19 protein-coding genes are annotated in these 25,707 nt (G+C 57.6%); 8 read left to right on the top strand and 11 right to left on the bottom strand.

Going from position 1 to position 25,707, the window contains the following annotated elements; genetic code table 11:
• Nucleotides 1-18: 18 nt before the first annotated feature.
• Nucleotides 19-783: a glycosyltransferase family 2 protein gene (locus INF32_RS00170; protein ID WP_226386396.1), complete on the top strand. Its 765-nt coding sequence runs from the start codon at nt 19-21 to the stop codon at nt 781-783.
• Nucleotides 784-814: 31 nt separating this feature from the next.
• Here the strand turns inward: INF32_RS00170 and INF32_RS00165 are convergent, their stop codons facing one another.
• Both INF32_RS00165 and INF32_RS00160 read right to left on the bottom strand, forming a co-directional pair.
• Nucleotides 815-1,906 carry a glycosyltransferase family 4 protein gene (locus INF32_RS00165; protein ID WP_226386395.1) on the bottom strand — a complete coding sequence of 364 codons (1,092 nt, stop codon included), beginning with the start codon at nt 1,904-1,906 and terminating at the stop codon, nt 815-817.
• A 124-nt stretch (nt 1,907-2,030) separates the two neighbouring features.
• Complete coding sequence (locus tag INF32_RS00160; RefSeq protein WP_226386394.1) at nt 2,031-4,655, bottom strand: valine--tRNA ligase; 2,625 nt, start codon at nt 4,653-4,655, stop codon at nt 2,031-2,033.
• A 248-nt stretch (nt 4,656-4,903) separates the two neighbouring features.
• Here INF32_RS00160 and lon point away from each other — a divergent pair, with 248 nt between their 5' ends.
• Complete coding sequence (gene lon / locus INF32_RS00155) at nt 4,904-7,333, top strand: endopeptidase La (protein WP_226386393.1); 2,430 nt, start codon at nt 4,904-4,906, stop codon at nt 7,331-7,333.
• Nucleotides 7,334-7,436: 103 nt separating this feature from the next.
• Here the strand turns inward: lon and INF32_RS00150 are convergent, their stop codons facing one another.
• The 9 genes from INF32_RS00150 to INF32_RS00110 form a co-directional block, all read right to left on the bottom strand.
• Nucleotides 7,437-8,120: an energy transducer TonB gene (locus tag INF32_RS00150; RefSeq protein WP_226386392.1), complete on the bottom strand. Its 684-nt coding sequence runs from the start codon at nt 8,118-8,120 to the stop codon at nt 7,437-7,439.
• Between the two features lie 218 nt (nt 8,121-8,338).
• A complete protein-coding gene (locus tag INF32_RS00145) occupies nt 8,339-8,881 on the bottom strand; it encodes a prolipoprotein diacylglyceryl transferase (RefSeq protein ID WP_226386391.1) in 543 nt (180 codons plus the stop codon).
• 226 nt (nt 8,882-9,107) lie between these two features.
• Complete coding sequence (locus INF32_RS00140) at nt 9,108-10,493, bottom strand: sigma-54-dependent transcriptional regulator (RefSeq protein ID WP_226386390.1); 1,386 nt, start codon at nt 10,491-10,493, stop codon at nt 9,108-9,110.
• Nucleotides 10,490-13,012, bottom strand: a complete 2,523-nt coding sequence (locus INF32_RS00135; RefSeq protein ID WP_226386389.1) for a hybrid sensor histidine kinase/response regulator — start codon at nt 13,010-13,012, stop codon at nt 10,490-10,492. The genes INF32_RS00140 and INF32_RS00135 overlap by 4 nt, the downstream gene beginning before the upstream one ends.
• A gap of 103 nt (nt 13,013-13,115) precedes the next feature.
• Entirely contained in the window at nt 13,116-13,256 is a 141-nt protein-coding gene (locus tag INF32_RS00130; protein WP_226386388.1) for a hypothetical protein, read from the bottom strand.
• Between the two features lie 52 nt (nt 13,257-13,308).
• Nucleotides 13,309-13,893 carry an RNA polymerase sigma factor gene (locus INF32_RS00125; RefSeq protein ID WP_226386387.1) on the bottom strand — a complete coding sequence of 195 codons (585 nt, stop codon included), beginning with the start codon at nt 13,891-13,893 and terminating at the stop codon, nt 13,309-13,311.
• 321 nt (nt 13,894-14,214) lie between these two features.
• A complete protein-coding gene (locus INF32_RS00120) occupies nt 14,215-14,979 on the bottom strand; it encodes a zinc ribbon domain-containing protein (protein WP_226386386.1) in 765 nt (254 codons plus the stop codon).
• A gap of 13 nt (nt 14,980-14,992) precedes the next feature.
• A complete protein-coding gene (locus INF32_RS00115) occupies nt 14,993-15,781 on the bottom strand; it encodes a Nif3-like dinuclear metal center hexameric protein (protein WP_226386385.1) in 789 nt (262 codons plus the stop codon).
• 13 nt (nt 15,782-15,794) lie between these two features.
• Nucleotides 15,795-16,526, bottom strand: coding sequence for a MerR family transcriptional regulator (locus tag INF32_RS00110; protein ID WP_226386384.1), 732 nt, complete (start codon nt 16,524-16,526; stop codon nt 15,795-15,797).
• A 115-nt stretch (nt 16,527-16,641) separates the two neighbouring features.
• Between INF32_RS00110 and INF32_RS00105 the strand changes: the two genes are divergently transcribed.
• The 6 genes from INF32_RS00105 to INF32_RS00080 all read left to right on the top strand — a co-directional run bounded on the left by INF32_RS00105 (nt 16,642) and on the right by INF32_RS00080 (nt 25,656).
• On the top strand, nt 16,642-17,007 hold the full coding sequence (locus INF32_RS00105) for a riboflavin kinase (protein WP_226386383.1): 366 nt from the start codon (nt 16,642-16,644) through the stop codon (nt 17,005-17,007).
• 14 nt (nt 17,008-17,021) lie between these two features.
• Nucleotides 17,022-18,440: an adenosylhomocysteinase gene (ahcY, locus tag INF32_RS00100; protein WP_226386382.1), complete on the top strand. Its 1,419-nt coding sequence runs from the start codon at nt 17,022-17,024 to the stop codon at nt 18,438-18,440.
• Between the two features lie 418 nt (nt 18,441-18,858).
• Entirely contained in the window at nt 18,859-19,776 is a 918-nt protein-coding gene (locus INF32_RS00095) for a dihydrodipicolinate synthase family protein (RefSeq protein ID WP_226386381.1), read from the top strand.
• 30 nt (nt 19,777-19,806) lie between these two features.
• The gene (locus INF32_RS00090; protein ID WP_226386380.1) at nt 19,807-23,118 is read left to right on the top strand and encodes a SusC/RagA family TonB-linked outer membrane protein; all 3,312 of its coding nucleotides are present in this window, start codon (nt 19,807-19,809) and stop codon (nt 23,116-23,118) included.
• A gap of 29 nt (nt 23,119-23,147) precedes the next feature.
• Nucleotides 23,148-24,731, top strand: coding sequence for a RagB/SusD family nutrient uptake outer membrane protein (locus INF32_RS00085; protein WP_226386379.1), 1,584 nt, complete (start codon nt 23,148-23,150; stop codon nt 24,729-24,731).
• A gap of 211 nt (nt 24,732-24,942) precedes the next feature.
• Nucleotides 24,943-25,656, top strand: coding sequence for a FadR/GntR family transcriptional regulator (locus tag INF32_RS00080; protein ID WP_226386378.1), 714 nt, complete (start codon nt 24,943-24,945; stop codon nt 25,654-25,656).
• Nucleotides 25,657-25,707 lie beyond the last annotated feature (51 nt).

The raw sequence follows: 25,707 nt of genomic DNA, 5'->3' as shown, positions 1-25,707 counted from the left end.
ATCTATACGGAAAGGTTTATGAATACAGGAAAGCCATTATTCACCGTCATCACCGTCGTGTACAACTGCGCCGATTCCATCGAGCAGACCATCCGGAGCGTCCTTTCCCAGACCTGCTCCAGCATGGAGTACATCATCGTGGACGGCGGTTCGACGGACGGCACACTGGAGATCATCGACCGCTATAAAGATTCCGTTTCGAAATTCGTCAGCAAACCCGACCGGGGCATATACGACGCCATGAACCGGGGCATCGCCATGGCCGAAGGACTGTGGATCAATTTCATGAACAGCGGCGACACCTTCACGGACCCGTCCGTGCTGACGCAGGTCAAGGAGTTCATCGAAGCGGGGGATTACGACATCATCTACGGCGACATCTACGAACTTTTCCCCGACGGCACCCAGCATCGCAAGGAGGCCGAACACCGTCCGGCCAGCAAACACCGCATGTTTTTCTGCCACCAGGCCTCCTTCGTGAAGACCGAAATCCTGCGGGAAATCGGATTCGACATCCGCTACCGCATGTCCGCCGACCTGAAGTTCTTCAAACAGTGCTACAACAAGAAATACCGGTTCGGACACATGCCTATCCTGGTGGCCATTTTCGACAAGAAAGGCATCTCCTCCCGCAAGCGGGACCTCGGACTGATGGAGAACATCCGGGTGGTCAACGAACTGGACCGCTCCTGGGCCCGTACCAAAAGCCTGATCCGGCTCTGGTTCACCATCACCTATATCCGGAAAATCCGGCGGCACACCCGCCGGGACACCTCCTATTGAACACACGCTCCGCTATCCGGACGGACTTCCCCTACCCCAGACTGAGATAGAGGTTACGGGTCTTTTCGACCATTTTTTCCGTGGAAAAAAGAGCCAGGCGCCGCGTTCCCGCCGCCGACAGTTCCCTCCGCCGCCCCGTATCGTCCAGCAACGACCGCACGACCTCCCTCATGCTCCCCGGCCGGCCCGGTTCGAAATAGAGGGCCGCATCGCCGGCAATCTCGGGGAAACAGCTGGCCCGCGTCAGCACGACCGGGCATCCGGCCCGGTAAGCCTCCAGAATGGGCAGCCCGAACCCTTCGTACAACGAGGGATAGACAAAACAGACGGCATGCCGGTAAAGCCGTCCGAGCATGGCATCGCTCACCGTCATCCGGATCACGCGGTCGGCGATCCCGAACGAACGGATAAGCGTCCGCTCCTCCCCGGTAAACTCCCGCCCCCCTGTACACACCAGACGCAGATCGTACTCCGCAAGCAACGGCGCCACTTCGGAGACGAATCCGTCGAAATTCTTGTACCGGCTGCGGTCACCCACGAAAAGAATGTAGTTTTCGGGAAGCTCCGCAACCCGCTCCCGGGCCGACAGCCCCTCTCCGTCACCGTCGAACATCAGCCCATGGTGAATCACCGTGATCTTCTCCTCGGGCACCTTCATCCGCTCCACCAGGTCCCGCTTCGTATTCTCCGAAATGGCGATCAGACGGTCGGCCCGCCGGATCATGCGGCGCTGCCATTCGATCGTCCGGTCCCCCGGAAAATAGTTCGGGAAAAGTTGGTGGATCAGGTCGTGCACCGTGAGCACCACCGTACGGCCCCCGGCGTCCGGAATCAGATAGGGATTGTAATAGGTGGGGTGCAGGATGTCGTACCGGGAAAAACGAATCCGGACCTTCGACCACAGCTTGTTCGCATCGCGGAAATGTCCGCCGATCAACACATCGCCCCATCCGTTCTGCAACGGGAAACGCTCTCCCTTCAGATAGACGTTCCGCGTATAGAGCAGGGAGAGCGAAGTCTCGACCCGTCCGTCCGGCACATGCCGGTACAAGTGGGCGAAATAACGGCTGATTCCGCCGACCCGCTGAGACGAAAACGTCTGATAATCATAAAGCACCCTCATTCTTTCCGCCATTTTTCCCTGCAACGGGACTTCCTGCCGGACCGGACTTTTCCTTCCGCGCCGGCAACAGGAAACGTCCTCCTCCCGGACGACATTCCCGCACGGCAGGCATCCGTATATCCGGCTATTTCAGGCTTCCGATCCGTTCCCGGATCGCTTTGATCTTGGCCTCCGCATCGGCCTTTTTGGCCCGTTCGTTCTCCACCACCTTCTGCGGAGCGCTCTGCACGAAGCGTTCGTTCCCCAGTTTTTTCATCACCGAAGCGAGGAACCCTTCCAGATAAGCGAGTTCGTCGTTCATCTTCTTCAACTCGGAGGCCACGTCGATCTTACCCTCCATCGGCACGAAATACTCCGTGGTCTTGACCAGGAAAGCGGCGGCCAGCGGGTCTTTCTCCCGGACGGTCTCCACGGCCGACAGATTGGCCATCTTCATCAGCACCGGTTCGTACTCGCGGGGATAGTTGACATCCTCCACCACTTTCAGCACGAGAGCCTCCCGGTTGGGAATATTCCGCTGCTTGCGCACATTACGGACACCCGTGATCGCCTCGCGCACAAGGTCGAACCGGGCGAGCATCTCCCCGCGCACTCCGTTCCCCACGGGCATCGGACTAATCATGATGCTCTCCCCATCCTTTCTCGGCGCGATGTCCTGCCAGATCTCCTCCGTGATGAAAGGCATGAAGGGGTGCAGCAGCTTGAGCAGTTTCTCGAACAGTCCGCGGGTCGCATCCAGCGTAACCCGGTCGATCGGCTCCCCGTAGGCCGGTTTCACCATCTCCAGGTACCATCCCGAGAAATCGTCCCAGAAAAGTTTGTAGAACTTCATCAGCGCCTCCGAAATCCGGTAGGCGGCGAAATCCCCGTCCGTCTCGGCGATCGCACGGTCGAGCACGGCCTCGAACCACTCCACGGCCAGCCGGTTGTTCTCCGACTGCGGCAGTCTGTCGTCCACAGCCCATGTGTGGACCAGGCGGTAGGCATTCCATATCTTGTTGCCGAAGTTGCGTCCCTGTTCACAAAGCGCCTCGTCGAACATCAGATCGTTGCCGGCCGACGAACAGAGCAGCATGGCCATGCGTACCCCGTCGGCACCGTACCGGGCAATCAGGTCGAGCGGATCGGGCGAGTTGCCGAGCTGCTTGCTCATCTTGCGGCCCAGTTTGTCGCGCACGATTCCCGTGAAATATACATGTCCGAAAGGCTTCTCCCCCCGGTATTCGTAGCCGGCCATGATCATCCGGGCCACCCAGAAGAAGATGATGTCGGGCGCCGTCACCAGATCGACGGTCGGATAGTAGTAGTTGATCTCCGGATTGTCCGGCCGGTTGATTCCATCGAAAACGGAGATCGGCCAGAGCCACGAACTGAACCACGTATCAAGCACATCCTCGTCCTGCCGCAGGTCGGCGAGCTCCAGCGCGTCGTTTCCGCTCTTACGGCGGGCAAGTTCCAACGCCTCCCCGGGCGTCTCGGCCACCACGTACCCGCCGCCCGGCAGGTAATAAGCGGGAATCCGGTGCCCCCACCACAACTGACGCGAAATGCACCAGTCCTTGATGTTCTCCATCCAGTAGCGGTAGGTGTTTTTATACTTCGCGGGGACAAATTCGATGACGTCTTCCATCACGGCACGGATGGCCGGGGCAGCCAGTTCATCCATCTTCAGGAACCACTGCATGGAGAGCTTCGGTTCGATGGGCACGCCCGTACGTTCGGAACAGCCCACCTTGTTGGTGTAAGCCTCCACCTTCTCCAGCAGACCGGCCGCATCGAGGTCCTTCTCGATCTGCCGGCGCACTTCGAAGCGGTCCATTCCCACGTACAGCCCCACCTTGCCGTTGACCGTACCGTCGTCGTTGAAGATGTCGATCGCCTCCAGGTTGTATTTTTCGCCCAGCATATAGTCGTTCACGTCGTGGGCCGGGGTCACCTTGAGAGCGCCCGTTCCGAACTCGATATCCACGTACTCGTCGCGGATGACGGGAATCACGCGCCCCACCAGCGGCACGATCACGCGCTTACCCTCCAGCGAAGCGTAACGCGGGTCGTTCGGATTGACGCACAGGGCCGTATCGCCGAGAATCGTCTCGGGACGGGTCGTCGCCACGATCACGGAACCCTCCTCGCCCTCGATCCGGTAACGCAGGTAGTAGAGCTTGCCGTTCGACTCCTTGTAGATCACCTCCTCGTCCGAAAGGGCAGTCTGCGCGGCCGGGTCCCAGTTCACCATCCGCACCCCGCGGTAGATCTTCCCCTTATTGTAAAGATCGACGAACACCTTCAGCACGCTGCGGCTGCGCGGCTCGTCCATCGTGAAGCTCGTCCGCTCCCAGTCGCACGAGGCGCCCAACTTGCGGAGCTGCCGGAGAATGATCCCCCCGTGCTTCTCTTTCCACTCCCAGGCATATTCGAGAAACTTCTCGCGCGTCAGCGACGACTTCTCGATCCCCTCGGCCTTCAGTTTGGCCACCACCTTCGCTTCGGTCGCGATCGAGGCGTGATCGGTGCCCGGCACCCAGCAGGCATTTTTGCCCTGCATACGGGCACGACGCACCAGCACGTCCTGGATGGTGTTATTGAGCATGTGCCCCATGTGCAACATGCCGGTAACGTTGGGGGGCGGGATCACGACGGTATAAGCCTCGCGGTCGTCCGGTTCGGAGTGAAAAAATCGGTTCTTCAGCCAGTAGTCGTACCACTTGCCCTCGATCTGCCCCGGGGCGTATTTGTCGCCAATCTCCATAGTCGTTCAATATTTGCATTCAATTTGCAAAGATAGTGCTTTGCCCGGATAAACATAACGGGCAGAGACAATTTTTCACCCTCCGGAAACGTTTACAGATAACGCCGCAAACGCCGGGCCCGGTCATTCCGCCGTCCGCCGGAGTCCGGAGCGGGAGACAATGTTAATAACGTGATTATCGAATTTGGAGGCAAGGCGGTCGATTCCGCCAAAAATGCACTATCTTTGCCCCTCACAGGAGACAGAATATGAGTAAAAAACATAAAAACGAAATCGAGGAGTTTGCCGGCATATCAGATATGCTCGAGGGCAAACATCAGGTCATTCCGATCGTCTCGACCGAAGACGACGAGATTGCGACCGACGTGGTGATTCCCGACCAACTCCCCATCCTCACCCTGCGCAGCTCGGTACTCTTTCCGGGTTCCATCACCCCCATCACGGTGGGACGCGAAAAATCCATGCGGCTGATCCGGGAGGTGGAGAACGGTGCGGGTATCCTCGGCGCCGCCCTCCAGAAGGAGGCAGACATCGAACAGCCGGGCCCGGACGACATCTACAAGATCGGCACCGCCGCCCGCATCCTGAAAATACTGGAAATGCCCAACGGCAACCTGACCGTCATCCTGCACGGGCTGGAGAAGATCGAGATCACCGAATTCCTATCTTCCGACCCCTATTTCACGGCCAAGGTCAATCCCCTGAAGGATTCGGCGCCCGAACGCGGCAACGTGGAGTTCGACGCGCTGGTCGATTCGATCCGGGACGTGGCGCTGAACATCATCAACATTTCGCCCAACATGCCCAAAGAGGCCTCGTTCGCCATCAAGAACATCGACAGCAAGCGGGGCATCATCAACTTCATCTGTTCGAACATCGACCTGGCCGACGCCGACCGCCAGCGGTTGCTGGAGGCGCCCGGGCTGCTGGCCCGTGCCCGCCGTCTGCTGGAAATCCTGATCCGCGAGCAGCAGCTCGTGGAGCTCAAGAGCGAAATCCAGAGCAAGGTGAAGCAGAACCTGGACCAGCAGCAGCGGGAATATTTCCTGCAGCAGCAGATCCGCACCATACAGGACGAACTGGGAGGCGACCCCGTAGACAACGACATCGCCGAACTGCGCCGCCGTGCCAAAAAGAAGAAATGGAGCAAAGAGGTGGCCGAGACTTTCGATAAGGAGGTGAGCAAGCTGGAGCGCCTCAACCCGGCCGTGGCGGAGTATTCCGTGCAGATGACCTATCTGCAGCTGATGCTCGACCTGCCGTGGAACGAGACGACCAAGGACAACCTCGACCTGCAACGCGCCCGCAAACGGCTCGACGCAGACCATTTCGGGTTGGAAGAGGTGAAAGAGCGCATCCTGGAACACCTGGCCATCATCAAGCTTAAAGGCGACCTCAAGTCGCCGATCATCTGCCTGTACGGCCCTCCGGGCGTGGGAAAGACCTCGCTGGGCAAGTCGGTGGCCGAATCGCTCAAGCGCAAATTCGGGCGCATTTCGCTGGGCGGCCTGCACGACGAGGCCGAAATCCGCGGACACCGCCGCACCTACATCGGAGCCATGCCGGGACGGATCATCCAGACCATCAAACGCTGCGGCTCGTCGAATCCCGTCATCATCCTCGACGAGGTGGACAAGGTAGGCATCGGCAACCACGGCGACCCGTCGTCGGCCCTGCTCGAGGTGCTCGATCCGGAACAGAACACCACGTTCCACGACAACTACCTCGACATGGAGTACGATCTGTCGAAAGTGCTCTTCATCGCCACGGCCAACAACATTGCCAACATCAATCCGGCCCTCCGCGACCGGATGGAGATGATAAACATCCCGGGATACATCCTCGAGGACAAGATCGAGATCGCCCGCAAGCACCTGCTTCCCAAACAACTCGAAGCGCACGGCGTTCCGGCCAGGGAGCTGAAGATCGCCCCGGCCGTGATCGAAAAGATCATTTCCGAATACACACGCGAATCGGGTGTGCGGACGCTGGACAAACTGCTGGCCAAGATCGCCCGGCACCGCGCCAAGAACATCGGGTTCGGCGAAGAGTACGACCCGCAGATTTCGGCGGCCGACGTGGAGAAAATCCTGGGGCTGCCCAAGTTCCAGAACGACATGTACGAAGTGGGCGGCATCACGGGTGTGGTGACCGGACTGGCATGGACGGAAGTGGGCGGAGACATTCTCTACATCGAGTCGATCCTCACTCCGGGCAAAGGAGCCCTCAACCTGACGGGCAATCTGGGCGACGTGATGAAGGAGTCGGCGACCATCGCCCTCGAATGGGTCAAGGGACACTACGAGGAACTGGGCATCGACCGCGAGAAGTTCGAGAAGTTCGACATCAACGTACACGTCCCCGAGGGAGCCATTCCGAAAGACGGTCCGAGCGCCGGTATCACGATGGTCACCTCGCTGGTTTCGACCTACACGGGCCGGAAAGTCAAAGACCGGATCGCCATGACCGGCGAAACCACCCTGCGCGGACGCGTGATGCCCGTGGGAGGCATCAAGGAGAAGATACTGGCAGCCAAACGGGCCGGCATCGAGGAAATCATCCTCAGCGAGGACAACCGTAAAGACATCTCCGAGATCAAACCCGAGTATATCAAGGGCCTCACGTTCCACTACGTACGCACCAACAGCGACGTGCTGGAACTGGCGCTCCAGAAATAACGGCACACAAACATCCCCAAAAAAGCCGCAGCTCGGTTCGAAGAGCTGCGGCTTTTTTATCGTAACACCCGATCCGGCAGGAATCGGTTTCGACCGGGTTCCGTCAATGTTGCAGGCGGAACTGAAGCGGCAGGGTAAACCTTACCCGTACGGGAGTCGTCCGCTGCATGCCGGGCTTCCATTTGGGAGAGGTCTGCAATACGCGCACGGCTTCCTCTGCAAGGGATCGGTCGGGGCTCTGCAACACCTCGATATGGGCCAGCGTACCGTCTTTCTCCACGACGAACGTCAGCAGGACCGTACCTTCGATTCCGTTCTCCGCCGCCACGGTCGGATAATACAGCCGCTCCGACACCCAGCTGCGGAATCGGTTCAGGTCACCGCCCATGAATTCGGGCATGTACTCGGCCACCAGGAAAACCTCATCCTCTTCTACCGTCGCCTCCTGGCCTACGGCCACCTCCGGCACATAGATGTCGTCCGGCGAAAATTCGTCAATCACGTATTCGATCTCGATCTTCTGATTGTCCGGCACGATGCGCAGATACTCTGGCGACACCTGGATAATGTGTTTGACCGGAGCGGGCGTTTTCTCATGGTAGGTGATTTCGGTCAACTCCTCTTCCGGCGCCGGCGCAGCGTCGCCGAAACGGGTCGGTACGGAACTCTCCTGCGAACTATACCCGAAAGCGGCGATCATCGTGCCCAGCGAGAAGATCAGCCCGATCTCGAGAAACAGTTTCCGCTTGTTCTGCAGATTGGCTTTGGGCGATTTCTTGGTTTCCATAATAAGAGATATTTAGTGGAAGTTAAACGAATCCGTCCGGGAAGGAAACCCTTTACGCAAATTTAAATAAAATATCGAAAAAACCATAATTTTTCAAATAAATATTCATCCACCCCGACATGACGCCGCATTTTTTCAAATACTCCAAAAGAAAAGCCTCCGGTTTCCCGGAGACTCTCTTACCACTTAATCCTTAACAGAAGATTTTTTTATTTCCCTTAACTCAGCGAAGGAGCAGGAGCTTCCTTGGCGGGTTCCTCTTTCTTGGGTTCATCCTTTTTGGGAGCCTCTTTGGCAGGTTCTGCCGGAGCCTGAGGAGCCTGTGCGATCAGAATACCCGATTCGGGACACTTTTTCGGATCGGTTTTGGCCGGTTCGTCCTTTTCCTTCTTCGGTTCTGCCGGAGTCTCCTTGGCTGGTTCCTGTGCGATCAGGATGGATGCCTTTGCGGGCTCGGCTTTCTTCACCGTATCGGCCGGGGCCTCCTTGGCCGGCTCCTGGGCGATCAGAACGGCGTCCTTCTTGGGTTCGGCCTTCTTGGTCGTATCGGCAGGTTCGGCTTCGGGCTCCTGGGCCACCGAGAAAAGAATCTGTTTCGGTTCCTCTTTCTTGGGCTCCTCTTTCGGGGTATCCTTTGCGGGCTCGGCGGGCTGTTCCTTCGGCGACTCGGGAGTCTGCGGAGCCGGGGTCTGTGCTGCTACGAGCGTTGCACTACCCAGAAACATCAGGAACATGGCTACGGAAACAACTGACTTTTTCATCTCTTTGAATTTTTAATGTGAATACTTTAGTTTCTTATTCGGTTTTTCTGAACTTCCTTTGCCCTTTTTCAGTTCAACCGGCGTACCAAAGCACAGACTAAAAATTCAAAACACTATAAATCAATACAATAATAAAATGCCAGAAATTTCACCGCAAAGAAAAATGTGGAATAAAGCAGGGAAAAGTGTGGAATAAATCCACAGGACACACCCCATCCACACCCGGTCACTCGATGCCGTAGGCCTTGAGTTTGTTGTAAAGCGTCTTGCGGTCGATACCCAGCAGACGGGCGGCCTTCGACTTGTTGTCGCCACTGAGCCGCAGGGCCTGGCGGATCTGTTCGATCTCCGTAGCACGGTCACGCAACACGGACGGCACGGGAATCGCACCCGGAACAGATGCCGGGGCAGCGGAAGGCACCGGTACAGGAACAGGACGTGTCACTTCGGCCGGCAATTCCCGGCAGGTAATATAATCGGACGAAGCCAGAAGGGTGGCACAGCGCACCGCATTTTTCAACTGCCGCAGATTTCCGGGCCAGTCGTATGCCATCATCCGCTCTACGGCTCCGGCATCGAACCCGACTACGCTGCGTTCCAGTTCCCGGTTGGCCTGGTCGAGAAAAAAATCGGCATACAGCATGATGTCCTCCCGTTGTTCGCGCAGATCGGGCATCCGGAGCGTGAACTCGTTGATCCGGTGAAAAAGGTCTTCACGGAAATTTTTCTCCGCAATAGCCGCCTCCAGGTTCTCGTTGGTCGCCGATACCAGACGGATGTCCACCTCGACCTCCTCCGTACCGCCCACGGGACGAATCCTCCGCTCCTGCAGCGCCCGGAGCAACTGTACCTGCACCTCGTAGCTCAGGTTGCCGATCTCGTCCAGAAAAAGGGTCCCCCCGTTCGCCGCCTCGAAAGCGCCCCGCTTGTCGGTCTGCGCCCCCGTAAACGAACCTTTCACGTGACCGAAAAACTCCGAAGCGGCCAGATCGCGGGGAATGGCTCCGCAGTCGATCGCCACGAACGGCTTTCCCCGCCGCTTGCTCCCCTCGTGGATCATGCGGGCGATATGCTCCTTCCCGGTCCCGCTCGCACCGTTGACCAGCACCGACATATTGGTCGGGGCCACCAGACGCACATAATCGTACAACCTGCGGGCCGCCTCGCTGCGTCCCTCCACGAACCCCGTGTAAGCCTCCGTTCCCGGGACGTTTTTCCCGGCAGTAGCCTTTCCGTCCGCCGTCTCGTTCCGGGGCGCGGAAAGCGCCTCCTCGATCTTGGCGAGCAACTCCTCCGGATTCACCGGCTTGGCGACATAATCCCTTGCCCCGAGCTTCATGCTGCGCACGGCGGTCTGAATATCGGCATAGCTGGTCATCACGATCGCCGGAAGCGACGGCCGGTTGTCCGCGATCCACTGCAACAGGAAAATGCCGTCGCGGTCGGGCAGACGCATATCGGTCAGCACCAGCGAAAAGTCGGAAGCTTCCAAACGCTGCTGTGCCGCATCGACACGGGAAACCGTCTCCGCCTCGAACCCCTTTCGGGTGAGCCACGTCTTGAGCATCAGCGCAAAAGTGATGTCGTCTTCCACGATCAGCAGTCTTCTCATTCTCTCTCGTTTTGAAGCAAAGTTAACTCTTTTTCCGCTTTTTCCGTCACTTCGCCGATACGTTCCACTGCTTCCGCCGCTTTACGCCGCACATCGTCCGTCAAGCCTTCGCGGTTCATCTCCAGCGATTTCAGGATCACCGTCAGAACGGAATTACCCAACATCGTAAAGACAGGCAACATCTTATGGGCCAACGCTCGGATCGCCGGCATGTCGCCGGCCTCAAGCGCCTCCGCCAGCGCCTGCCGGTTCTCCCCGGACTGTACGACGAAACTGCGCAGGATTTCGGCCGCCGCCACCGGATCGTCTCCTGCAAAAGCGGTCAATGCTCCGAAATCGGGCCCGTCGCCAGGTCCCTCTTCCGGCTTTCCCGCCGCCGGGACCGGCCGGCCCTCTCCGCGTCCCGTCACCCGGGCCACGCATGCCGCCAGCTCGTCCAGCAGGAAAGGTTTGTGCAGGATATCGGCGAAACCCTCTTCGCACATCCGTTCCCGCGACTGGTCCGAACGCGCGGAAACGGCCACCACGGGAATCCCGGCATCGGCCTCCCGCACCCGGGCCAGCAAACCGAACCCGTCCATGGCAGGCATCTGCAAATCGGTAAATATCAAATCATAATGCCGTCTGCGAAGCATCTCGGCAGCATACTCGGGACTTCCGCAGCGGTCGGCATCGAGCCCCAGGCGGGCACACATCGCCTGCATCAGTTCCAGCTGCAAAGGGTCGTCGTCCACGAGCAGGCAGCTGAGGCCCGTAAAGGCCGGGGCATCGGACGCCGCCGTACGTCCGGGCACTATACCGCTCTCTTCGATGCCGGAGTCCGAAGCCGCCCCCGGTTCCAACGGGATATGGACAGTGAAGGTACTTCCCCGCCCCTGCCGGCTCTGAAGCGAGAGGCGGCCGCCCAACAGTTCGATCAGTTTGCGGGTAATGGAGAGCCCGAGCCCGAAACCCTCTATCCCCTGGGCCGAAGGAAGCCGGACAAACTCCTGGAATATCTTTTCCCGCTCCGCCTCTCCGATGCCGCGTCCGGTATCCCGCACCGAAAAACGAAGCGTACTCTCCGGTTCCATCGCCACGGAGAGCACGACTTCGCCCCGGTCCGTAAATTTGAACGCGTTCGAAAGCAGGTTGTCCGCGATCTGGCGGATGCGGAACGGATCGCCTGCGAACTCCCGGTCGAGCCCGTCTCCCGGTTCGTAACGGAACGCCACGCCCCGGCTCTCCGATACGGGACCGTAGCCTGCGGCGATCGTCTCGAACAGACGGCCGGGGTTGAACGAAACCCGGGTTACATCCATCTTATTGCAGTCCAGGCGATGGAAGTCGAGCAACTGATTCACCAGCCGCAGCAGGTGTTCCGACGAATCCTTCATATTCTGGAGGTAGAGCCGCTGCCGCTTATCCTCCACCAGCCGGGAGAGCAGGTCGATATACCCGATCACCGAACCCAGCGGAGCCTTGATATCGTGCGTAATGGTCAGCATCAGCCGTTCCCTCAGGGCCAGCAGCTCCTCCGCATAGCGGTTGGCTGCCTCCAGCTCCCGCCGGTAACGGTTCCCCCTGCCGATGTCCCGCCAGATCAGCAGCAGGAAAAAAAGCATGAGCACCACGGCCCCGATGGCGATACCCCCCACCACCCGGGAGGCATGGCGTTCGGTCTCGTGCTGAAGGTCCAACCGGCGCAGCTCCTGCTGACTGATCTCCTCCTCGACATCGAGGATCAGACGGTTGATCTTCTGATTGACGATCTGGCTGCTGTATCGCATCCGTTGTCCGTCCTCCCACGCCTGATCGTAGATCTGCTGCCGCTGCTGGTCGACGTCTCCCTGCAGGTTCCGCAACACTCCCGCGATCGTATCGGCCGGATTGAAGGGCAGCGTATCGGCCACGATCCGCGTGGAATAGGTAATCACCACGTTCGAATCCGGCTCCTCCGGCGAGAACAGGTCGGCCAGCCGGCGCAGGAAGCCCCGTTTACGGACGTGCGTGGTTACCGTGCGCGACGTGTCGCTGGTGATGATCACCTCGCTCCGTTTGACCGTATCCGGGACGAGCGGCCGGTTTTCGGAGAGGATGCGCTCGATATTCTCATTGTACAGGGAACCGGATGCGGCCTTGCGCACGTTGCTACGCAGGCTGAACGTACTGCGGGCTTTCGTCCGCAACAGCAGGGAAATGCTGTCGATCCGCATGATCTGCATCGAATCGGCCGATTCGGCGGCAATCACCCGCAGCGAATCTATATCCTTCTGCACGAGCCCGAGTTCGCGGACATACCGGTTTTCATAGGAAAGATAACCCGCCAGCATCAGTTGCCCGTAACTCTCGGTCTGGTAGAGGTGGTAAAGCGTCCGGGTAATCAGACTGCGTTTCGCCTGGAGGCGGGCCTGGGTCTCGTCCACCCGGGCGATCTTCTCCATCTCGCCGTAGATGTACCGGACCGCGACGACGGCCACCGCCGCCGTCAGCAGGTATCCCAGCAGGATTTTCGTCTTAACGTATTTGGACTGTTTCACGATTTTCTCCTCCGGTACAAAGATAATGCGAATCCGGGAACCTTCCTCCCCGAAACGAAAAAACGCGGAAGCATCCTCTCAAGACGCCCCCGCGCATATCTGCTTACTCCCTGTTACCGAAGAGTTCCCGAAGATAGGTATCCAGGTAGAGCAACTCATGATCTCCCTGCACCACGTGGTTCAGCAACATCTCCTCCTCGTCGGCATCGGCTTTCGTCAAAGCGCTATTGTCAATCTCCTCCATAGGCTTGTCATTTTTAACTAAAAACGACCGCCCGTCCGTTTTATTGCCCGGATCAGCTCAAAATTAGCTGCTTTTCCTGAATCATTTTCCGCAGATTGATCAACGCGTACCGCATACGCCCCAGCGCCGTGTTGATACTTACGTCGGTCTGCTCGGCGATCTCCTTGAAACTCAGGCCGCTGTAATAGCGCATCATCACCACTTCGCGCTGTTCGTCGGGCAGGTAGTCGATCAGTTTGCGCACGTCGCTTTCGATCTGCGCGGAAACCATGTGGTCTTCCACCGTGGTATCGGAAAATTTCCGGCTGTTCAGAATGTCATACCCCGCATCCGATTCGGTCACCTGATTCTGCTGTTTGTTCTGGCGGAAATGGTCGATGACCTGATTGTGCGCGATACGCAACACCCACGAAAGGAACTTGCCCGTCTCGACGTAACGCCCTTCGCTCAGTACACGGATCACCTTGATGAAGGTTTCCTGAAAAATATCGTCGGCGACATCCCGGTCTTTGACCATCATGTAGATATAGTCGGAAACCCTTTTGCGGTGCCGTTCTATCAAAACGGATATAGCGCTTTCATTGCCCGAAAGATAGGTATTAAGCAGTTCCTGGTCGCTTAATGCTTTGAGATTCATACTCTACTCCTCTTGTTTTAGTTTGAAGTAGATCTGGTCGATAGGCAATCCGTTTTTAATTGGGATAAAATCCCGGTTAAGTTAATCAATAATTTTCGGCAAGGTAGCTTTTTTATTTCAAAAAACCAAAATCCGCCTCCCGAATCGGTTCGGGCGCCCCTTGCGGCACCCGATTAAAATCAAATACTGTGCCAAAAAATCGCGCGGCAGCGAAAAACAACGTTTTTTCTGTCCCGTACCGTTCTTTCACCTCCCTGCCGGAATCCGAAAAAGGGGCCGAACCTTGCGGTGCAGCCCCTTCTCTCTGTCTTCAGGCGTCACCTATTCCTGTTCGTCCAGCAGATTGGAGACCAGAATCCGTCCGCAGTATTCGCAGACGATGATCTTTTTACCCTGACGGATTTCGAACTGACGCTGGGGCGGAATCCGGTTGAAGCAACCGCCGCAGGCATCCCGTTTCACCGTCACCACGGCCAACCCGTTGCGGACATTGCTGCGGATGCGCTTGTAGGCGGCCAACAGCCGGGCGTCGATCTTCTCCTGCGCCTTGGCACTCTGAGCGTTGAGCGTCTCCACCTCGCCGGCGGTCTCCTTGTCGATGCCTTCGAGTTCCTGTTTCTTGTTCTCCAGGTCGATCTTACGGTCGGCCAGCACGGTCTCGGCGTCCTCCGCCATTTTTTTCTTCACCTTGATCTCGGCCGAATACTCTTTCAGCCGTTTCTCGCACAACTCGATTTCGAGCTTCTGATACTCGATCTCCTTGGAAAGCGAATCGAACTCGCGGTTGTTCCGCACGTTGTCCTGCTGTCCCTCATATTTGGCAATCAAAACCTTAGCCTGCTCGATCTCATCCTTGCGCTGCTTGGTCTGGGCATTGAGCCCTTCGATCTCGGAGGTAATGTTCTCGATCCGGGTCTGCAGGCCGGCCACCTCGTCCTCCAGATCCTGCACCTCCAGGGGCAGCTCCCCTTTCAGCTTGTTGATCTCGTCGATCTTGGAATCGATCTTCTGGAGGTCGTACAGGGCGACGATCTTCTCCTCCATGGAGTAGTCGTTCTCGGCCGTTTTCTTGTTTGCTGTTGCCATATACTTGTCTTTCTTAAACGAAATAATTTATCGGATTCTGCGATTTCACACTCTTGCGGAGTGCAAAAGTAGGCATTTTTTTCGTAATTATATCATATAAAAGGTCGATTGCGCAATATTCGCTCTCGAAATGGCCCACATCGGCCACGATCAGACGACCGTCCGCATCCAGAAAATCGTTGTATTTGAAATCCGCGGCCACATACAGGTCCGCCCCCACCTCCTTGGCCGCCGGGATCAGCGAAGCCCCCGCTCCGGTGCAGAGCGCCACCCGACGCACCGTCTCACGGCACAGTTCGCTGTGGCGGATCACTTTCAGATTCAGCCGCTCCTTCATCACGGCGAGAAAGTCGGCCGCGGGCATCTCCCGGGCCAGTTCCCCCACCACGCCGAACCCGATCCGCGGATCGTCCGTCCGGCTGCGGCTCAACAACCGCAGCCCCTCCACACCGAGCATTCCGGCCAGCCGGTAACTCATTCCGCCGGGCACGCTGTCCAGATTGGTATGGCAGGCATAGAGCGCCACCCCCTCGCGGACGGCCCGGGCCACCACCCGTTCGATGTAGGTGCTTCCGGTCAGCCGCCTGAGCGGATGGAACACCACCGGATGATGCGACACGATGAGCCCGATTCCGCGGTCGACGGCCTCTTCCAGTACCGGTTCGGTAATATCCACGCAGAGCAGGGCACTCTCCGCCTCGGCCTGCGGATCACCTACGATCAGCCCCGAATTGTCATAGCTCTCCTGCGCCGAAAGCGGCGCGAACGCCTCGATGACGTCCGTTATTTCCCGAATTTTCATAGTTACGGAACCGTTAAAAAAGAGTCTGTTCGATAATCTGAGGCTGTTCCCGCTGCGGCTGGGCCGGAACGGGCTCCTCCGCCTCGGGCAGAGCCGGCGCCTCCACCGTGACCTGCATGGCCAGCGCGAACGATTCGTCCGGAAGCAGAGGCTGTTCAAACGGCACCGGCACCGCAGCTCCCGCCTCTGCGACAGGTTCGGGCCCGGTCACCGCAGCCACCGCACTTCCGTCCCGTTGCGGGTCGGCGATCTCCGCCGCAAAAGTCTCGTCTTCGGATGCGGCAGCCGGCATAACGACGGATTCCGCCTCCGGTTCTTCCGCCGACAGGGAATCCTCCTCCGCAACCGCCTCCGGCCCCTGCACGGCATCCGCGACGGACGGCACCACCACGGCCGCCGAACCGTCCTCCTTGAGTTCTTCGCGTATCTCCATGAGCAGGGCCCGGATCGACATCAGCCGGTCCACGATCTCCCGGTCGCGCTGCGCCCCGTCCTTGTTCTGCCGGATGCGCATCTGGGCCCCGGCCAGCGTCATGCCCCGCTCCTTGACCAGATGGTAGATGAGCGCCAGATTGTCCACGTCCTCGGGCGTGAACAGGCGGTTTCCCTTCTTGTTCTTGCGGGGCTTCAGGATGTCGAACTTCTGCTCCCAGAAACGGATCAGCGAAGGCCTGACGTCGAACATCTCCGACACCTCTCCCATCGAGTAATAGACTTTTCCTTTCTTATGCTGGATTTCGCGCATGACGAACACAAAGGGGTGATAAACGGCGGCAAGGTACAAAAAAACGGACGCTTTCACAAATAAAATTATTCTTCGTACCTTTGACCCGCAATTTTAAAACCAATCGCAACACGCCATGGAAAAGATCATCCGGGGAGAGGTCGTCGGGGGAAACAAGATAGGGCGCCGGCTCGGGTTTCCGACCGCCAATATCCGGGTCGACGAATCGCTGGAGGCCGCCAACGGGGTCTACCGGGCCCGGGTGGAGGCCGCAGGGCGCACATGGGACGCCGTGGTCAACCTGGGCCGCAAGCCCTCGGTGGCAGGCAGCGGGGCACGGGTGCTGGAGGCCAACCTGATAGGGTTCGAAGGCGACCTGTACGGACAGACCATCGCAGTGGAACTGCTCGAATTCATCCGCCCCGAACGGAGGTTCGACTCCTTCGAGGCGCTCCGCAGCCAGATCGCCCTCGACCGCGAAACCGTCATGAAGAAACTTTAAACCGCATACCGACTATGTTCATAGACGAAACCCTGCCCTACAAAGTGGCAGACATCGAATTGGCCGAGTGGGGCCGCAAGGAGATCGAGATCGCTGAAAAAGAGATGCCCGGCCTGATGGCCGTGCGCCGAAAATATGCCGCCGAAAAACCGCTGGCGGGAGCCCGTATCATGGGGTCGCTCCACATGACCATCCAGACCGCCGTGCTGATCGAGACACTCGTCGAACTGGGCGCCGAAGTGCGCTGGTGCAGCTGCAACATCTTCTCCACGCAGGACCACGCCGCCGCAGCCATCGCCCGGGCGGGCGTACCCGTTTTCGCCTGGAAGGGCGAATCGCTGGAAGAATACTGGTGGTGCACCGCCCAGGCACTCAGTTTCCCGGGCGGCAAAGGCCCCAACCTCGTAGTGGACGACGGCGGCGACGCCACACTCCTGATTCATAAGGGATATGCCGCCGAGAACGATGCCGCGACGCTGGACGTCGCACCCGGCAGCCACGAGGAGGCCGTCATTCTGGACACGCTCCGCACTCTGCTGTCGGAAGACCCCGGCAAATGGCACCGCACGGTGGCCGGATGGAAAGGGGTATCGGAGGAGACCACCACGGGCGTACACCGTCTCTACCAGATGCAGGAGCGGGGAGAACTGCTCGTACCGGCCATCAACGTGAACGATTCGGTCACCAAAAGCAAGTTCGACAATCTGTACGGTTGTCGCGAATCGCTGGCCGATGGCATCAAGCGGGCGACCGACGTGATGATCGCCGGGAAAGTGGTGGTCGTGTGCGGCTACGGCGACGTGGGCAAAGGATGCTCCCGCAGCATGCGTTCCTACGGAGCCCGAGTGATCGTCACCGAAATCGACCCGATCTGCGCCCTCCAGGCCGCCATGGAGGGATTCGAAGTGAAGACCGTCGAGGAGGCGCTCGGCGAAGGCAACATCTACGTCACCACCACCGGCAACTGCGACGTCATCACACTGGAACACATGCAGGGCATGCTCGACCAGGCGATCGTCTGCAATATCGGCCATTTCGACAACGAAATCCAGATGGACCGTCTCGAAACCTGTCCGGGGGTCGTGAAGACCAACATCAAACCGCAGGTGGACAAATACACCTTCCCCGACGGCCACTCCATCTTCGTACTGGCCGAAGGACGGCTCGTCAACCTGGGCTGCGCCACGGGCCACCCTTCGTTCGTGATGAGCAACTCCTTCACCAACCAGACGCTGGCACAGATGGAGCTGTGGAACAACCGCGACCGGCTGCCCGTCGATGTCACCCGGCTGCCCAAACACCTCGACGAGGAGGTCGCCCGTCTGCACCTGGCCAATATCGGCGTCAAACTCACGAAACTGACACAAAAACAGGCCGATTACATCGGCGTCAAACCCGAAGGCCCCTACAAGGCGGAACACTACCGGTACTGATCCTGCTTCCGCATCGGAAAAGAAGGTCCGACAAGGCCCGCAAAACACAGTTCACCCCCGCCGGAACGGATTTCGGCGGGGGTGAACCGTAAAAAAACGGTTCCTGCCGGACCGTCCGTACGCGCCCCTTCTACCGGCACCAGACCGAGAAGCCGCCATCCATTGCCCGCACTCCTTTCACCCGGGACGGTCCACCGTCCACAAAAAGCGATCCGTCTGCCCGCACACTCCCGTCCGAAACTCTTCCGCAAAATTCTCCATACAGAAAAATCGGCCGGAACCAGGAAAAACCATCCGTTTTTCTTGAAAATATCTATTTTACATTTGCATATTAAAAATATATTCAGTTTATTTGTCACACAAATAATATTAATAATATTAAAAACCGGCACCGAATATTATCCAACTACCCGAACACATGAAAGCAAACCACACACTCCGCGGCCTGATCGCCGCACCGTTCACTCCATTCGACGCCCAGGGCGAAGTAAATTGTCCGTCGATCGACAAATATGCTGAATTCCTGATCTCACAGGGCATCTCCGGTGTATTCATCTGCGGAACCACGGGCGAATCGGCCTCTCTGACTACCGACGAGCGCAAACGGATCGCCGAAAGATGGGTCGCCGCAGCGGCCGGGCGGCTCAAAGTGATCGTCCACGTCGGCGGGAACTGCATCCCCCAGTCGCGCGAACTGGCCGCCCATGCCCAACGGATCGGGGCTTATGCCACGGCGGCCATGTCCCCGTTCTTCTTCAAACCGGCCTCGGCCCGCGAACTGGTCGATTTCTTCGTGCCGGTGGCAGCGGCCGCACCCGCCCTTCCCTTCTTCTACTACCACATGCCCTCCATGACCGGCGTTTCGATCGACGTAGAGGAATTCCTCCGACTGGGCGGCGAGACCATTCCCAACCTGGCCGGAGTGAAATACACCCACAACAACCTGATGGAGATGCAGGCACTGCTGAATCTGGAGGAAGGCCGGTTCGAAGTCCTGCACGGTTTCGACGAAATCCTGCTGGCGGGACTGGCCCTCGGAGCGAAAGCCGGCGTGGGAAGTACCTATAATTATATCGCCCCCGTCTACCTGCGCATCATGGAGTGCGTGGAGAAAGGCGATCTGGAAGAGGCCCGGCGCCTGCAGATGATCTCGGTCGAGGTGGTGAAAATCATCATCCGCCACGGCGGAGGAGTCCGCGGAGGCAAGGCCATCATGAACCTGCTCGGCATCGAGTGCGGCACCTGCCGCCGTCCCCTCGCCCCCTGGGGGGAAAACGAACTGGAAACACTCCGCAAAGAACTGGAGAACATCGACTTTTTCTCTCTCCAGAAATAATATCCGAATAACAACCTAAACCCCAAACCAATGAACAAACGCTACGCATCACACAGAAGGCACGGAGGATTTCCGCTGGCGACACTTCTGATCGCCCTGCTCATGCTGTGCCACGGACCCTCATTCGCTCAGACGAAGGTATCCGGAAAGATCACCGACGAGAACAAGGCTCCGATGGCCGGGGTCACGATCCTCGTCCAGGGAAAATCCACGGGAACCATCTCCGGAGGAAAAGGCGAGTTCACCATCGCCGTCCAGAAAGGAGACACGCTGGTCTTCTCGTTCATCGGCTACAAAACGCAGAAAGTCGCCGTCCGCCCCGGCCAGACGACGGTCAACATGCAGATGCAGGCCGACGCCATGACCGTGGAGGACGTGGTGGTGGTCGGTTACGGCACCCAGAAACGGGCCCACTTCGCGGGCGCCGCCTCGTCGCTCAATCCCGAAAGCTACAAACTGGATGAAATCCCCGCCGACGGTCTCGACAAGCTGTTGCAGGGACGTATGGCCGGTATGATGGTACAGGATGTCGAAGGACAGGTCGGTCTCGACGCAGAAATCCATATCCGCGGCAACTCCTCGTTCAGCGCCAGCAGCAGCCCGCTCCTGGTAATCGACGGACTGCCCATCGAGGGAGGAAGCCTCAGCGACGTGAACGTAAACGACATCGAGAATATCGAGGTGCTGAAAGATGCCGCCTCGACCGCCATCTACGGTTCGCGCGGAGCACCCGGTGTCATCATGATCACGACGAAAAAGGGATCGAAATCCAAAACCCAGTTCAATGTCAAATACCAGACCGGCGTCACCAATGTTCTGAAATACTACGACACCTACACGCTGGAGGAGTACGCGGACCTGTACTACCGGAAGAACGTACTCTACCCCTGGGAAACCGGTTACCTGAGCGAGGGGATGGAGATTCCCAACGGGATCAACGAGGACGGCTCGTTCAACAAAGCCCCCAACGGAAAAACATTCATTCCGTTCGACAAATGGTTCACGACCGAACTCAACCCCGCGACCGGAACGGTCTATGACAAAAACGGAGCCGGTTACGCCCAAATGGCCCGGCTGAACCAGCTGACAGGAGCCGCCGACCCGCAGCGTTCGGTTACCCAGACCGGTTATTCCCACAAGGTGACGCTGAGCGCCCAGGGCGGAAGCGACAAGATCAACTACTACCTCTCGGCCGCATACGCCAACGAATCGGGCGTCATGATCAAAAACGACAACCAGTCCATTTCCGTATCGGCCAATATCCAGGCTCAGGTGCACCCGAAAGTAAAAGTAGACCTGAAACTGAATCCGCGTTACAAGAAGACGAACGTCAGCTCGGCCGCCCAGCTCGGAGGCGCCCTGCGCTGGCTGGCTCATCCGCTCACCCACGACGCGAGAACGCTGAAGATGATGACGCCCGGCAAACAGGGGGTTCCCGCCGACGTAAAATTGGGCGACTACATCAAAAGCCGCGACTTCAGGAACATCGTCCTGCTCAACGACGACATGACCGACTTCGTCTATGACAGCAAAGGCAAGACGATTCCCATCTCCACCTATTCGGGCACGGGCGACATCACCTCCTACGCGCTGGCCATGGATTCGGAAGACCTGCGCAAAGAGTACGCCCTCAACGGAAACCTCGGGGTAACGTGGAATATCATCAAGGGGCTGACATTCCGCACCACGCTGGGCGCCAATGTCCGCTCCAACAAAACCGACAAGTGGAAAGGTTCCTATTCGAACAGCAAAGGCAAGCAGACCTCCGGCGACGGATCGGCCACATACAGCCAGGCCATCCGGTCGAACATCGTCAACGAGAACTACCTCACCTACAAGCTGAAACTGGGCAACCACCATCTGGACGCCATGGCAGGTCTGTCGGTAGAGTCGGGCATGTACGAAACCCTGCAGGCGATGGGTGACGACTTCCCGATAGACGACATCCGCACCCTCAATTACGCAGGGCTGATCGTGGCAAAATCCACGACCAGCAACCGCGAGGAAGAGACTCTCGTCTCCACGTTCTTCCGGCTGAACTACAATTTCAAGGACAAGTATATCCTCTCGGGCGTATTCCGGGCCGACGGCAGTTCGATGTTCGGCTCCGGCAAACGATGGGGTAGCTTCCCCTCGGTTTCGGCCGCATGGCGTCTGAAAGAGGAACCTTTCCTGCGGAACGTATCGTGGCTCTCCGACCTGAAACTCCGGGCATCGTACGGCGTCTCCGGGAACAATGCCATCACCAAATATTCCTATATCACGAAAGTCAACAAGGTCCTCTACCCGATGGACGGCGACGTACTTGACGGATACGCCCCGGCCGCTACGCTGGGCAACTCCGAAATCGGATGGGAACAGACCAACTCGGGCAACATCGGAATTTCGGCAGGCTTCCTCCGCAACCGCATCCAGTTGAACGTAGACGTTTACCGTTCGAAAACGCAGGCCCTGCTGCTTCAGGTCCCCACCCCTTACATATCGGGCTATGCAAACGAATGGGCCAACATCGGCAAAATGCGGAACCAGGGCGTGGAGATCGAACTGAATACGGTCAACATCGAACGTAAGAATTTCGTCTGGACGATGACCGCCAACTTCTCCGCCTCCAGCACCCACCTGCTGGATTACGGAGGCCAACAGAGGGAAACGTTCACCGGCTACAAGGATGCGATCTACCAGCTGCAGATCGGCCGGCCGCTGGGCGAATATTACGGATACAAAATGACGAACGAAATCTGGCGGTCACCCTCCGAACTGCAGGCGGCCAAAGATGCAGGACTGGCCCTGCCGAACAACGTTCTGGGCGATTCGAAGGTTCAGGACCTCAACGGCGACGGCAAGATCACCGAAGACGACCGCGTAGGGCTCGGACAATCGACACCCAAATGCGAATGGGGCTGGTCCAACACGTTCCGTTTCTACGGAGTGGACATCAGTTTCATGTTCCAGGGGTCCCACGGAGCGAAAGTCTGGAATATGACCAACCTCTACGGAGGAAACTTCCTGAAAAACATGCAGGAAAACGCCTATGTCGACGAGTTCCACGGAGAGAAACCGTTCTACAACAACGCTCTCATCGGCTCGACGGACTACCTGATCGAAAACGCCTCCTACGTAGCCCTGCGTAACCTTTCGATCGGATACAGCATTCCCAAAACCAAGATCCGCGTTTACGTATCGGGACGCAACCTGCTCTACTTCATGAGCAAGGACTACAACGGCATCAACCCCGAATTCAGGGCGTCGGCCAACAAAGATTCCCGATTCGCCCTCGAACAACGTATGACGGTCGTACCGCTGATGCGTTCGTTCTCGGCCGGTATCGACATCAAATTCTAACAGGCTAACCGATCATAAGACTTTAGACAATGAAAAATATCTTAAAAATAGGATTGCTGGGAATCTGTCTCTCGGCACTCGCCTGCGACGATTTTCTGACCAAAATCCCGTACAACACACAAAGTATCGAAAACAGCTACGACTCTCCGTCAGACATAGCGGGAAACGTCATCGGCTGCTACAACCAACTGATCACCATACACCGTTCGAAAGAGCTGCTCATCAACGAGAACAGGAGCGATAACGCCACCTATCCCAACACGGAAAACATTTCGTCCAATTACGACGCCATCACGCCCTCCCTGCTGCTCATCAGTTCGAACAACGACAACATCCTCCCCATCTGGAGAGGGTGCTATTACCTGATCAACCGAACCAATCTGGTGCTCGAACACCTGAATGTGGTGATCGAAGAAAACGAAAGGAAGCAATACGAAGCCGAAATGAAATTCCTCCGCGGATGGGCCTACTTCATGCTGGCCAGGTATTTCGGCGGCGTACCTTTGCTCACGACCTCCGTAAGTTCGGGTGAGGATGCAAAGGGAATCGGACGCGCGTCGCTGGACGATACGTTCGCAAGGATCGAAGCCGACTTGCGCGACTCCTACCAACTGTTCGAATCGCTGGGCAACAGCTACAAGCCCGCCTACGGACGTGCCCACCAGTGGGCGGCCAAGGCACTGCTCGGCAAGGTATATATGACATGGCACAAAAACGACCTGGCCAAGCCGTTGCTCGAAGACGTTCATCTGCACAGCGGGTTCAAACTCACCGGCAATTACGAAGACGTCTTCGTCGCCACCCTCGAAACGACTAAGGGCAAGGAGGAGATTCTCTTCCCGATCCGCTTTACGGGTGGAGGTCTGGGGATCGGAAACAACTTCTCCACATTGTGCGGTCACGAGGAGGTCAGCGGTACGAAAGGGAGCAATCTGGTTTTCTGGTCCAACAGCCTGCGCGACGCCTTCACCGAAACGAGCGACGTGACGCTCGACCGCCGTTATCCGGTCACCTGCGGAGAGATTTCGTCATCGACCACCGTAGGACAGGACTATCCCAAACGCTATCCTCCCAAAATGGTCGGACTGAGACTGAAAGCAGACGGCAGCGGCAAATACGAAACCGACCAGTTGGACAAGGAGAACGACGGCTATCTGGACTGGCCCGAACTGCGCTTTGCTGATGTCGTCCTGCTGTTAGCCGAAATCAAAGCCGATCCCAACAGCCTCTATTATAACGAAGGCGAAGCTCTGGGCCTGATCAACGACGTACGCAGGCGGGCCGGGGCTCCGGAACTGGACACCGACGATATAACCGCCATGTTCGGAGGCGACATGAAGGAAGCCGTGCTGAACGAACGCCGGCTGGAACTGGCATTTGAAAACGAACGGCTATTCGACATGATACGCCAGGGAGACCAATACGCCACGGATATTCTTCTGGAGTTCTACAAAACGGAACCCGCTTACGACCCGTTGATATACCCCAATGTATACACCATGCTCTCCCAGGTGATTTACGGAGATAAAATCGATGCATGGCGACTGTTGCTGCCGATTCCCAACGACGAAATCCTGCGCAACGGTTCCATCAAACAGAATCCCGGGTACTAAAACAGAACGACGGAAAGGGAATTTCCAGTCTGGCAAATTCCGGATCGTCGGCAAATCAAAAGAGAGAGTTCCGTATCATGCGGAATTCTCTCTCTTTATTTATCTGGTTGAAAATTCGCTGAAAATGTATGTATTTCCACTGAAAAAATTGCAAAACGACAAATTAACACTAATTTTGTCAGACAAATCAACCCGTTTAACGCATACCGATATGTATCGTTTGGAACTCGACAGCAAACCGGTCACACTGGTCGACCAGATCGAAGACAAATTACTCAACTACTTCAAGGCGAACGACCTGGGGGTCGGCAGCGTCATTCCCAACGAAATCGAACTCGCTGGAGCGCTGGGCGTGGGCCGCAGCGCCCTGCGGGAAGCGCTGAGCCGTCTGAAGATGATGGGACTGATCGAAACGCGTACGCGGCGGGGCATGATTCTCAAGGAACCCACCCTGCTGGGCGCCATGAAACGGGTGATCGACCCACGCATCCTGAGCGAAAACACACTGTTCGACCTGCTCGATTTCCGGGTGGCCCTGGAGGTAGGGATCAGCAGCGACATCTTCTATTACATCACCTCCGAGGAGATCGACGAACTGGACAAGATCGTACGGATGGGGGAGGTGTTCAGCAACAATGAATATCCGCTCATCAGCGAATACATGTTCCACTCGAAACTCTACGAGATCACCCGCAACAGGACCATCGCCGAATTCCAGGAGATCATCCATCCCGTGCTGACCTTCATCAAGGACAAATTCAAGGTGGCTTTCGAGCCGATCAACATCGAACTGGAGCGGCAAGGCAAGCTGGTCAGCCATTCCGACCTGCTGGAGCTCATCAAGGCAGGCGACGAACAGGGTTACAAACAGGCGATCGAACAGCACTTCATGGTCTACAAAACATTTCTGCGCAACCGGAAATAACCTGCGGAAAGAAATATTTCGCTATCTTTAACGGCGAGAACCCGCCCGCCG

Origin of the sequence: Gallalistipes aquisgranensis (genome assembly GCF_014982715.1) — a bacterium.
Taxonomy (GTDB): domain Bacteria; phylum Bacteroidota; class Bacteroidia; order Bacteroidales; family Rikenellaceae; genus Gallalistipes; species Gallalistipes aquisgranensis.
Note: the sequence above shows the minus strand (reverse complement) of the source record. Positions and strands in the feature narration are given on the sequence as shown.

Coding starts and splice junctions, on each gene's coding strand:
- INF32_RS00170 (WP_226386396.1), top strand. CDS start 19: ATGAATACAGGAAAGCCATTATTCACCGTCATCACCGTCGTGTACAAC.
- INF32_RS00165 (WP_226386395.1), bottom strand. CDS start 1,906: ATGAGGGTGCTTTATGATTATCAGACGTTTTCGTCTCAGCGGGTCGGC.
- INF32_RS00160 (WP_226386394.1), bottom strand. CDS start 4,655: ATGGAGATTGGCGACAAATACGCCCCGGGGCAGATCGAGGGCAAGTGG.
- lon (WP_226386393.1), top strand. CDS start 4,904: ATGAGTAAAAAACATAAAAACGAAATCGAGGAGTTTGCCGGCATATCA.
- INF32_RS00150 (WP_226386392.1), bottom strand. CDS start 8,120: ATGGAAACCAAGAAATCGCCCAAAGCCAATCTGCAGAACAAGCGGAAA.
- INF32_RS00145 (WP_226386391.1), bottom strand. CDS start 8,881: ATGAAAAAGTCAGTTGTTTCCGTAGCCATGTTCCTGATGTTTCTGGGT.
- INF32_RS00140 (WP_226386390.1), bottom strand. CDS start 10,493: ATGAGAAGACTGCTGATCGTGGAAGACGACATCACTTTTGCGCTGATG.
- INF32_RS00130 (WP_226386388.1), bottom strand. CDS start 13,256: ATGGAGGAGATTGACAATAGCGCTTTGACGAAAGCCGATGCCGACGAG.
- INF32_RS00125 (WP_226386387.1), bottom strand. CDS start 13,893: ATGAATCTCAAAGCATTAAGCGACCAGGAACTGCTTAATACCTATCTT.
- INF32_RS00120 (WP_226386386.1), bottom strand. CDS start 14,979: ATGGCAACAGCAAACAAGAAAACGGCCGAGAACGACTACTCCATGGAG.
- INF32_RS00115 (WP_226386385.1), bottom strand. CDS start 15,781: ATGAAAATTCGGGAAATAACGGACGTCATCGAGGCGTTCGCGCCGCTT.
- INF32_RS00110 (WP_226386384.1), bottom strand. CDS start 16,526: ATGCGCGAAATCCAGCATAAGAAAGGAAAAGTCTATTACTCGATGGGA.
- INF32_RS00105 (WP_226386383.1), top strand. CDS start 16,642: ATGGAAAAGATCATCCGGGGAGAGGTCGTCGGGGGAAACAAGATAGGG.
- ahcY (WP_226386382.1), top strand. CDS start 17,022: ATGTTCATAGACGAAACCCTGCCCTACAAAGTGGCAGACATCGAATTG.
- INF32_RS00095 (WP_226386381.1), top strand. CDS start 18,859: ATGAAAGCAAACCACACACTCCGCGGCCTGATCGCCGCACCGTTCACT.
- INF32_RS00090 (WP_226386380.1), top strand. CDS start 19,807: ATGAACAAACGCTACGCATCACACAGAAGGCACGGAGGATTTCCGCTG.
- INF32_RS00085 (WP_226386379.1), top strand. CDS start 23,148: ATGAAAAATATCTTAAAAATAGGATTGCTGGGAATCTGTCTCTCGGCA.
- INF32_RS00080 (WP_226386378.1), top strand. CDS start 24,943: ATGTATCGTTTGGAACTCGACAGCAAACCGGTCACACTGGTCGACCAG.